General features: G+C 68.8%; 7 protein-coding genes and 1 pseudogene. 6 read left to right on the top strand and 2 right to left on the bottom strand.

What is annotated here, in order from left to right:
• Window positions 1–9: 9 nt before the first annotated feature.
• From Q8814_RS21385 to proB, 5 genes are all read left to right on the top strand, one after another.
• Window positions 10–3,282, top strand: coding sequence for a translation initiation factor IF-2 N-terminal domain-containing protein (locus Q8814_RS21385; protein ID WP_408015960.1), 3,273 nt, complete (start codon window positions 10–12; stop codon window positions 3,280–3,282).
• 222 nt (window positions 3,283–3,504) lie between these two features.
• Window positions 3,505–3,816, top strand: a complete 312-nt coding sequence (gene rplU, locus Q8814_RS21380) for a 50S ribosomal protein L21 (protein ID WP_330153994.1) — start codon at window positions 3,505–3,507, stop codon at window positions 3,814–3,816.
• A gap of 36 nt (window positions 3,817–3,852) precedes the next feature.
• The gene (gene rpmA / locus Q8814_RS21375; protein WP_330153993.1) at window positions 3,853–4,116 is read left to right on the top strand and encodes a 50S ribosomal protein L27; all 264 of its coding nucleotides are present in this window, start codon (window positions 3,853–3,855) and stop codon (window positions 4,114–4,116) included.
• A gap of 149 nt (window positions 4,117–4,265) precedes the next feature.
• A complete protein-coding gene (gene obgE / locus Q8814_RS21370) occupies window positions 4,266–5,720 on the top strand; it encodes a GTPase ObgE (protein WP_330153992.1) in 1,455 nt (484 codons plus the stop codon).
• 19 nt (window positions 5,721–5,739) lie between these two features.
• Window positions 5,740–6,840: a glutamate 5-kinase gene (gene proB / locus Q8814_RS21365; protein ID WP_330153991.1), complete on the top strand. Its 1,101-nt coding sequence runs from the start codon at window positions 5,740–5,742 to the stop codon at window positions 6,838–6,840.
• On the opposite strand, the gene Q8814_RS21360 is transcribed toward proB, so the two are convergent.
• Window positions 6,837–7,706, bottom strand: coding sequence for an NAD-dependent protein deacetylase (locus tag Q8814_RS21360; protein ID WP_408015959.1), 870 nt, complete (start codon window positions 7,704–7,706; stop codon window positions 6,837–6,839). The two genes, proB and Q8814_RS21360, sit on opposite strands and share 4 nt — an antisense overlap.
• Before the next feature lie 17 nt (window positions 7,707–7,723).
• The gene (locus Q8814_RS21355; protein ID WP_330153989.1) at window positions 7,724–9,271 is read right to left on the bottom strand and encodes an ATP-dependent DNA ligase; all 1,548 of its coding nucleotides are present in this window, start codon (window positions 9,269–9,271) and stop codon (window positions 7,724–7,726) included.
• A 128-nt stretch (window positions 9,272–9,399) separates the two neighbouring features.
• Here Q8814_RS21355 and Q8814_RS21350 point away from each other — a divergent pair.
• Window positions 9,400–10,009 (top strand): annotated as a pseudogene (locus tag Q8814_RS21350) (DNA polymerase domain-containing protein); the annotation flags it as partial.

Genomic DNA, 10,009 nt, shown 5'->3' with positions numbered 1-10,009 from the left:
GGAAATGCACTGGGGCTGCCCGCAAAGATTCGCGTGCACGCCCTCGCCAAACTGCTGGGACTGACCAGCAAACAGGTGATCGCGAAGGCTGCCGAACTGGGCACCGAGTTGCGCAGTGCGCACTCGACGCTGCACCGCGACGTCGCCGAAGAGGTGCATGCGGCACTGTCCGCGCCCGACCAGGCGCCTGTTGCGGAGGAAGCGGCTCCCGCCGCGGAAACGCAACTCCCGGCCGAGCCGGAGCCCGAAACCGCGGCCGAGCCCGAAACCGCGGCCGAGCCCGAAACCGCGGCCGAGCCCGAAACCGCGGCCGAGCCCGAAACCGCGGCCGAGCCCGAAACCGCGGCCGAGCCCGAAACCGCGGCCGAGCCCGAAACTGCCGACGACGCACCCGTCGCGATCGTCGCATCTCCGGTGGGCGGCCCGACCGGGCTGTTCACCTCGCCCGAACAGAGCACACCGCTGTTCGACATGCCCGAGCCCTCGTCCGAGCCGGTAACGGGACCGATTTTCACTCCGCCGCTGTTCCTGCAGCCCGAGGTCCCCGAGGCCGGGGAACCCGCTCCTCGTCGTCGACGCGCCCGTCGCGGTGCGAAAGCCACCGACGAGCCGGTCGTGGAACCGACCGACGAGACCGTTGCCGAGACGGCAGACGACACCGCCACCGAAGACACCGCCGTCGCGGAGCCCGAAGACGATCAGGAAGAGCATCCCCGCCGTCGTCGTCGCGGCCGTCGCGGCCGGGGACGCGGACGCGGCGAGAGCGGCGAGACCGAGCAGTCGGACGAGACATCCGGCGACACGGCCGACAAGGACAAGTCCGAGAAGGCCGAGACGCCCGACGCGGTTACCGAGCGGACCGACGAGCCGGCCGTTGCTGCCGAGACGGTCGCCGACGAAACCGAAAGCGACTCCGCCGCAGCCGCTGAAGAAAGCAGCGACGAGACCTCCGGTGACGAGGAGCAGGGCGACGGCGCGTCCCGCCGGCGGCGCCGGCGTCGTCGCCGGCGCGGCACCGGTGACACCGCGGAGGTCGTCTCCGAGGACGATCCGCCGAACACCGTCGTCCACGAGCGCGAACCACGTAGCAAGACCCGTGCCGTCAAGGACGAGGTCCAGGGGATCAGCGGCTCCACCCGACTCGAGGCCAAGCGTCAGCGCCGGCGCGACGGCCGTGAAGCCGGACGGCGGCGGCCGCCGATCCTCACCGAATCCGAGTTCCTCGCCCGCCGCGAGTCGGTCGATCGCGTCATGGTGGTGCGCGAGAAGGCCGACGGCGCGAATCCGGGCATGACGCAGGTGGCGGTGCTCGAGGACGGCATTCTCGTCGAGCACTTCGTCACCAGTGCAGGCTCGCCGTCGATGGTCGGCAACGTCTACCTCGGCCGTGTACAGAACGTGCTGCCGTCGATGGAAGCAGCGTTCATCGATATCGGTCGCGGCCGTAACGGGGTGCTGTACGCCGGTGAGGTCAACTGGGATGCGGCGGGCCTCGGCGGCAATTCACGCAAGATCGAGCAGGCTCTCAAGCCCGGCGATCAGGTTGTGGTGCAGGTCAGCAAGGACCCGGTCGGGCACAAGGGCGCCCGGCTCACCACGCAGATCAGTCTCGCGGGCCGGTTCCTGGTGTATGTGCCGGGCGGCTCCTCGACCGGGATCAGCCGTAAGCTGCCCGACACCGAGCGCAAGCGTCTGAAGGACATCCTTCGCGAGATCGTGCCGGCCGACGCCGGCGTGATCATCCGCACGGCAGCCGAAGGCGTTGCCGAAGAGGAACTCGCTCGCGATGTCACGCGTTTGCAGTCTCAGTGGGAAGCGGTCCAGCAGCAGGCCGAGAAGGCGAAAGCCGAGGCATCCGGCCAGCCGAAGACCCTCTACGAGGAGCCCGATCTTCTCGTGAAGGTGGTTCGGGACCTGTTCAACGAGGACTTCTCGAAGCTCGTCATCGAAGGTGACAGGGCCTGGAACACGGTCGAGAGCTACATCCGTACCGTCGCCCCCGACCTGCTGCCGCGCGTCGATCGCTACGAATCGACCTCGTCGGTCGACGTGTTCGGCGCCCATCGCATCGACGAGCAGCTCGCGAAGGCGCTCGACCGGAAGGTGTGGCTGCCGTCCGGCGGCACGCTGGTCATCGATCGCACCGAAGCGATGACCGTGGTGGACGTGAACACCGGCAAGTTCACCGGTTCGGGTGGCAACCTCGAGGAGACGGTCACCCGCAACAACCTCGAAGCGGCCGAGGAGATCGTGCGGCAGATGCGTCTGCGCGATATCGGCGGCATGATCGTCGTCGACTTCATCGACATGGTCCTCGAGTCGAACCGCGATCTGGTGCTCCGCCGTCTCACCGAAGCGCTCGGGCGCGACCGCACCCGTCATCAGGTATCGGAAGTCACTTCGCTCGGACTCGTCCAGATGACCCGCAAGCGACTCGGCACCGGACTGGTCGAGGCCTTCTCCACGACCTGCGAGCATTGCCACGGTCGCGGCCTGCTCGTGCATTCCGAGCCGATCGAATCGAAGCCGGCGGAAGATTCCGGACGGTCGTCGCAGGGCAATGGAGGATCGTCGCGGCGCAAGCGTGGCCGCGACAAGGGCACCCCGGAACCCGCCGTGGAGCAGGCGCCCGCGCCGACGCTGTCGCCGGAAGAGGTCGCCAAACGTGCGGCGCATCCGGTGGCGTTGGCGATGGCCGCGCACAACTCCCACGGTTCCGAAGCAGACAGCGAGAACGGTGGGAGGGAGGCGGCGTCCACGACTTCCGCGGATGCAGGAACCGACACGACACCGGTCAAGATCGCTGAGCCGCTGAAGGCTGCCGAACCGGCGAAGGTCGAGGAGGCCGTCGCGGCCCGGAGTGCCGACACTTCCGCTGTCGACACCGCCGTGGTCACCACCGCGGACGAGCGGAACGAAGCCGAAGCCGTCGCGGCGGAGGTTGCCGCAGCGGAGGCGGCCGTCGAACCGGTGACGGCCGACGTGCCGGCCCCGGAGTCGGCAGCACCGCAGGACGGCGACGTCGAGGCGCAACCCGCACCGCGACGCCGGCGGGCCCGGCGTGTGTCCCGCGCTGCTGCCGCGCCCACCGGCACCGCCGACAGTGCCGGAACGGTCGTCGTCGTCCCGGTGACGGCACCGGAACCGGCAGCGGAGACCGAGGTTGCTGCTGCGGTTCCTGCGGCAGCAGTCGTCGACGAAGCGGTGGCGGTCGTGCGCCGGCCTCGTCGCCGACGCGCCGCGGGTCGCCCGGCGGGGCCGCCGGTCGACGCCGAAGTGTGAGTGGTGGTCCCGGGCCGGTTTCGTGCCGGTCCGGGACCGCGCCACCCGGTTTGACCCTGGGAGTCACCTTCCCGTAATCTTGTTCAGTCGCTACTCGGCGATACTGCCCAGCCGCGCCTGGATTCAGGTCGGCGGCGGGCCCGAGTCAGCAACCACACCAGACCAGTCGCGTCGCAGCACTGTGACGCGAGCACGTTCGAAGAAGCAAGGGGTAGCCGTCCGATGGCAACGTACGCGATCGTCAAGACCGGCGGTAAGCAGTACAAGGTCGCTGAGGGCGACCTCGTCAAGGTCGAGAAGATCGAGGGTGAGCCCGGCGCTACTGTCGCACTTGCTCCGGTCCTCGTCGTCGACGGAGCCGAGCTGACCACCGACGCCGACAAGCTGGCGAAGGTCTCGGTCACCGGTGAGATCGTCGAGCACACCAAGGGCCCGAAGATCCACATCCACAAGTTCAAGAACAAGACCGGGTACCACAAGCGCCAGGGCCACCGTCAGAAGCTGACGGTCGTCAAGGTCACCGGCATCAAGTAACTCGAACTTCGGCTTCAACCCCCAGGAGGGTTCGTCATGGCACACAAGAAGGGTGCATCCAGCTCCCGCAACGGGCGCGATTCGAATGCCCAGCGACTCGGCGTCAAGCGTTTCGGCGGCCAGGCCGTCAACGCCGGTGAGATCCTGGTGCGTCAGCGCGGCACCCACTTCCACCCCGGTGTGAACGTGGGACGCGGCGGCGACGACACGCTGTTCGCTCTCGAGGCCGGTGCGGTCGAGTTCGGCAGCAAGCGCGGTCGCAAGACCGTCAACATCGTCCCGGTCGCGGCAGACGCCTGATCTGCCGTCCGAACAGGACACTGCGAGGGCAACCTCGCGACATACTCCCAATAGGGGCGGGTCCAGGGTCGCACACCCTGACCCGCCCCTGTTGTCTTGCTACACGGTTTCGAAATTCGGTTTGTTCTCGGACGGAAAGAGGTCCACCCATGTCCCGCTTCATCGACCGGGTCGTGCTGCACGTCAGCGCCGGTAAAGGCGGAAACGGCTGCGCCTCCGTCCACCGGGAGAAGTTCAAGCCACTCGGCGGCCCGGACGGCGGCAACGGCGGCAACGGCGGCGACGTCGTCCTCGAAGTCGGCGGCAACGTCCACACGCTGCTCGACTTCCACTTCCACCAGCACGCGAAGGCCACCAACGGCACGCAAGGTGCGGGTGGCCACCGCAATGGCGCCAACGGCAATGACCTGGTGCTCGAGGTACCGGACGGCACCGTCGTACTCGACCCCGACGGCAACGTCCTTGCCGACCTCGTCGGCGTCGGAAGCCGCTTCGTCGCCGCGCGTGGCGGCCGCGGAGGTCTGGGCAACGCGTCGCTCGCCTCGAAAGCCCGCAAGGCGCCCGGGTTCGCGCTCCTCGGTGAGGAAGGCGAAGAACTCGATCTCGTCCTGGAGTTGAAGTCCGTCGCCGACGTCGGCCTCGTCGGTTTTCCGTCGGCCGGTAAGTCGTCGCTGGTGTCCGTGCTTTCCGCGGCCAAACCGAAGATCGCCGACTACCCCTTCACCACCCTGGTCCCCAACCTGGGCGTCGTCCAGTCCGGCGACACCACGTTCACCGTCGCCGACGTGCCCGGTCTGATCCCGGGCGCCAGCCAGGGACGCGGTCTCGGTCTCGACTTCCTGCGACACATCGAACGCTGCGCGGTGCTCGCGCACGTCGTGGACTGTGCCACGCTCGACCCCGGACGCGATCCGGTCTCCGATGTCGACGCACTCGAGGCCGAACTCGCCGCGTATCAGCCCGCCCTGTCCGGCGACAACAGCCTCGGAGACCTGGCCGATCGTCCTCGCATCGTCATCCTCAACAAGGCCGACGTCCCCGACGCCGCCGAACTCGCCGAGTTCGTCACTCCCGAATTCGAGGCGCGCGGCTGGCCGGTGTTCACGATCTCCGCGGTGAGCCGCGAAGGTCTTCGGTCCCTCACGTTCGCGCTCGCCAAAATGGTCGAGGAATACCGCGTGGCGCATCCGCCGGCGGCTCCCACCCGGCCGGTGATCCGGCCGGTGGCCCGCAACGAGGCCGGTTTCACCGTGGTTGTCGACCCCGAGGTTCCCGGTGGTTTCATCGTGCGCGGCGAACGCCCCGAACGTTGGGTGCGGCAGACGGCCTTCGACAACGACGAGGCGGTCGGCTACCTCGCAGACCGGCTCGCCCGCCTCGGCGTCGAGGACAAGCTCGTCAAGATGGGTGCCGAACCCGGTGCCTCGGTCACCATCGGCGATGTCAGTTTCGATTGGGTGCCGCAGACCGCGGCCGGTGTCGACGTGGTGCGTACCGGGCGGGGAACCGACGCTCGGCTCGACCAGGTCGATCGCGTGGGCGCCGAGGAGCGTCGCCACGCCAAGAAGGTCAGGCGCGGTCTCGCGTCCGACGACGACTTCTGAGCCGGTTTCGAGGAGAATCGTGAGCGACACCCGCGAGGTCATCGCTTCCGCACGCAGCATCGTCGTCAAGATCGGGTCGTCGGCCATCACGAGCCTTGTCGGTGGACTCGACCGCGGCCGGCTCGACACGCTCGTCGACGCGATCGAGAGCCGCATGCGGGCCGGTTCCGATGTCGTCGTGGTGTCTTCCGGTGCCGTCGGGGCGGGGATCGCGCCGCTCGGGCTCACCACCCGACCCCGCGACCTCGCGACCAAACAGGCCGCGGCGAGTGTCGGACAGCTCGCCCTCGCGCACGCGTGGGGCACGTCGTTCGCCCGTTACGGCCGCACCGTCGGTCAGGTGCTGCTCACCGCGGACGACATCGCGCGCCGTATCCAGCACCGCAATGCCCAGCGCACCCTGGACCGGCTGCGTTCGCTGGGGGCGGTGGCCATCGTCAACGAGAACGACACGGTGGCGACGGTCGAGCTGCGGTTCGGGGACAACGACCGGTTGGCGGCACTCGTCTCGCACCTCGTCGGCGCGGACGCGCTGATTCTGCTCTCCGATGTCGACGGTCTCTACGACGGTGATCCCCGCAAGGGCTCGGCAACGCTCATCCCCGAGGTGACCAGCCCCGAGGACCTCGACGGTGTCGTCGCCGGTTCGGGTGGCGCGCTCGGCACCGGCGGTATGGCCTCCAAACTGTCCGCCGCGCGCTTGGCCGCCGACTCCGGTGTTCCGGTACTGCTGGCCGCGGCGTCGCAGGCGGAGCGTGCCCTGTCGGCCGCGGATACCGGGACGGCCTTCGCCGCCCGCCCCGACCGGATGTCGGCGCGGCGATTCTGGATGCGGCACGCCGCGGACGCCGCCGGGGTTCTGCATCTCGACGCCGGCGCGGTGCGTGCCGTGGTGGAACGTCGTCGGTCGCTGCTGGCCGCGGGCATCACCGGCATGAGCGGCTCGTTCCACGCGGGCGACGTCGTGGCCCTGGTCGGGCCGGACGAGCGCACCGTCGCGCGCGGTGTCGTGGCCTACGACGCGAGCGAACTCGACTTCATGATCGGGTTCTCCACCCGCGAGTTGCCGGGGGATCTGCAGCGACCCGTCGTGCACGCCGACGATCTGGTGCGCATCTAATTCCCGTCAGCGGGTAGCCCTCCGGCGAGCCCCCGAAGTGTCTCCGAAGTGCCTGCCTCCACCTTCAGGTCTGCGAGCGCATCGCCGCGACACGGCCCCCGGTTGACGATCGCGACGGGAACGCCGCGTTTCCTGGCGTGCCGCACGAAACGCAAACCGGATTGCACGGTCAGGGAACTGCCCGCGACGAGCAATGCGTCCGCCGCGTCGACGAGCGCGTAGGCGTGCTCGACCCGGGGACGGGGCACGATCTCACCGAAGTACACGATGTCCGGCTTGAGCATGCCGCCGCACCGGTCGCAGTCCACAACGACGAAGCTGTCGGTGTCGGGCACGACGGCGTCCGCATCGGGCGCGACCTCCACACCCGTGGTGGCATGTGCGGATTCGGCGAAGCCGGGGTTGGCGCCGGTCAGCCGCTCGTGCAGGGTGAAGCGGGAGATGCGGTGATCGCACGCGAGGCAGCGCACCTGGGCGTAGGTGCCGTGCAGATCGATCACACTCCGGCTGCCGCCCTTGGTGTGTAGCAGATCCACGTTCTGGGTGATGACGCCGACGACGGTACCGGCCCGCTCCAGAGCCGCCAGCGCACGGTGGCCGTCGTTGGGCCGTGCCGAATCCATGTGCCGCCAGCCGATGTGATTGCGCGCCCAGTACCGGCGGCGGAACACCGGGTCGCCGACGAACTGCTGGAACGTCATCGGATTGCGGGGTGGTGAGTCGGGCCCGCGATAGTCGGGAATGCCGGAGTCGGTGGAGACGCCCGCGCCGGTGAGCACTGCGACACGACGGCCGTCGAGCAGCGAACGCAGTGCGTCGAGCGGGACCGGCGTGGTCCGGGGGAGCGGTCGAGGGGAGGAGGTCACGGCGTCGATCACGCCTTCTACGGTAGGCCCTGGTCCGGAACGGGGGTGTGGAGTCCGCCTCCGGGAAGCAGTGCCCGGACCGCATCGATCGTGTCGGCCTCGGCTGCCGACTTGTCGGGACGGTAGCGCAGTATCCGCGCGAAACGCAGTGCCACGCCCCCGGGGTAGCGCGTGCTGGTCTGCACGCCGTCGAGTTCTATCTCGACGACGAGTTCGGCCCGCAGGTACACCGTGTGCTCGTCACGGTGGGATTCGTGTTTCGGGAACTCTTCGGTCTGCCACCGCAGCAGTGCGTCGGTCAGGCCCTTGAACGTCTTGCCCACCATGATCGGTGGCCCGCCGTCGGGGTCGCGGGCACCGAGATGCAGATTCGACAGGAACCCGCGGCGGCGACCGTATCCCCATTCGGCTCCGAGCACGACCAGATCGACGGTGTGCTCCGGTTTGACCTTCTGCCAGGCGCGGCCGCGGCGCCCGGCGATGTACGGCGAGGCCAGCTGTTTCACCATCACACCCTCGTGGCCGTGCTCGAGCGATGCATCGAGATGAGCTCCGGCGGTATCCGCGTCCGGTCGGATCACCGCCGGGACCCGATGGCCGGGCGCCACCCGCTCGAGAGCCGAAAGTCGTTCGGACAGGGGGCGGTCGAGCAGATCCTCACCGTCGAGATGGACACAGTCGAAGAAATACGGATGCAGCAGTAGTTCTCGCTCGCTGCGCGCGCCGAACCGGCTCATCGTCTCCTGGAACGGTCGTGGCCGCCCGGCATCGGTAAGGGCGAGCGTCTCTCCGTCCAGGACGACACTGCGGCACGGCAGACCGGCCAGGAGTTGGACCAGTTCGGGTACGGACGCGGTGATGTCGCGCAGGGTGCGGGTGAAGACCCACACGCGCTCGTTGTCGCGGTGTACCTGGATGCGGGCCCCGTCGAGCTTGTATTCGACGCTGACCTCACCGAGCTCGTCGACGGCGGACCGGAGGGACTCGGCGGGAGCCGCAAGCATGGGACGCACGGGCCGGCCCAGCTCCAGACGGAACTCGGCGAGCGCGCCGAGTCCACCCTGCAAGGCGGCGGCCGCAGCGTGCGGAAGTCTCCCCGACAGCATGAACGCCCGCCGGACGGGTTCGGCGGGTAGACCTGCGGCGCGTGCAACCGCGTCCGTCATCACGCCTTCGAGGGCGCCCTGCCGAAGCTCACCACCGAGGAGCTGAACCAAGAAGCGCTGCTCGGCGGTGGTGGCGCGATCGAACATCTCCGACAGCAGTTCCCGGCGCGCCGCTGCGGACCCGGCCCCTGCCGTGGCGGCGAGACGGTCGAAGAGATCGTCGAGCATCGCGACGGTCAGGGTCGGCGTGCGCGAGGCGGGAATGCGCAGGCCGGAGAGGGTGCGGTAGCCGATGCCGACCCGGCCCTGCACGAGTTCGCCGGACAGCCAGGACACGACCGGTTCGACCTCGGCCGCGTCGAGCCGCATGAGCAGGGCGCTCAGCGCGTCGATCTTCGCGCGGCGCGATCTGGTCTCCGCGACTGTCGCGGACGTCTCCACCACCCGTTCCAGCAGCACCGTTCGACGGTATCGCGGTACCCGGCCCGGCGCCGCCGAAAGACAGCGCCGCGAACCGAATACCGGCGAAAACGCGGTGCGCGACAGTGGTGCGGGTCAGGATGGACAGCGGGTGTGAGCTGTCACCGATGGGAGGGGGAGCGGGCGCTGTGAATGCAAAGAAGGACTCGTCCGAGGCCGTGGAACTCGAGGTCGACGGGCGCACGGTGCGGATCTCCAACCCCGAGCGCGTGTACTTCCCGGCGACCGGAGCGACCAAGCTCGATCTTGCCCACTACTACATCGCTGTGGGCGATGGGATCGTGCGTGCCCTTAGGGATCGGCCGTGCATGCTGCACCGGTTCCCGGAGGGAATCTCCGGAGACAAGGTGCATCAGAAACGGTTGCCGCGGGGCGCGCCGGATTGGGTACAGACGGTGCGGGTGCATTTTCCCCGCTACAACCGCGATGCGGACGAGCTCTGCGTGACGCACCTGGCGGATGTGGTCTGGGCGGTGCAGATGTCGACCGTCGAGTTCCACCCGTGGAACTCGCGACGGGCCGACGTCGAATGCCCGGACGATGGCGGATCGACCTCGACCCGATGCCCGAGTGCGGCTTCGATCGTGTCCGGCGGGTAGCGGGGGTGGTACACGAGGTGCTCGGCTCGACGAACTGGGCGCGACCGGCTGGCCGAAAACCTCGGGCGGCAACGGCCTGCACGTGTACGTGCGGATCGAGCCGAGATGGGGATTCGAC

It is taken from the genome of Rhodococcus chondri, from assembly GCF_036327435.1.
GTDB classification, from domain to species: domain Bacteria; phylum Actinomycetota; class Actinomycetes; order Mycobacteriales; family Mycobacteriaceae; genus Rhodococcus; species Rhodococcus chondri.
Note: the sequence above shows the minus strand (reverse complement) of the source record. Positions and strands in the feature narration are given on the sequence as shown.

Coding starts and splice junctions, on each gene's coding strand:
- rplU (WP_330153994.1), top strand. CDS start 3,505: ATGGCAACGTACGCGATCGTCAAGACCGGCGGTAAGCAGTACAAGGTC.
- rpmA (WP_330153993.1), top strand. CDS start 3,853: ATGGCACACAAGAAGGGTGCATCCAGCTCCCGCAACGGGCGCGATTCG.
- obgE (WP_330153992.1), top strand. CDS start 4,266: ATGTCCCGCTTCATCGACCGGGTCGTGCTGCACGTCAGCGCCGGTAAA.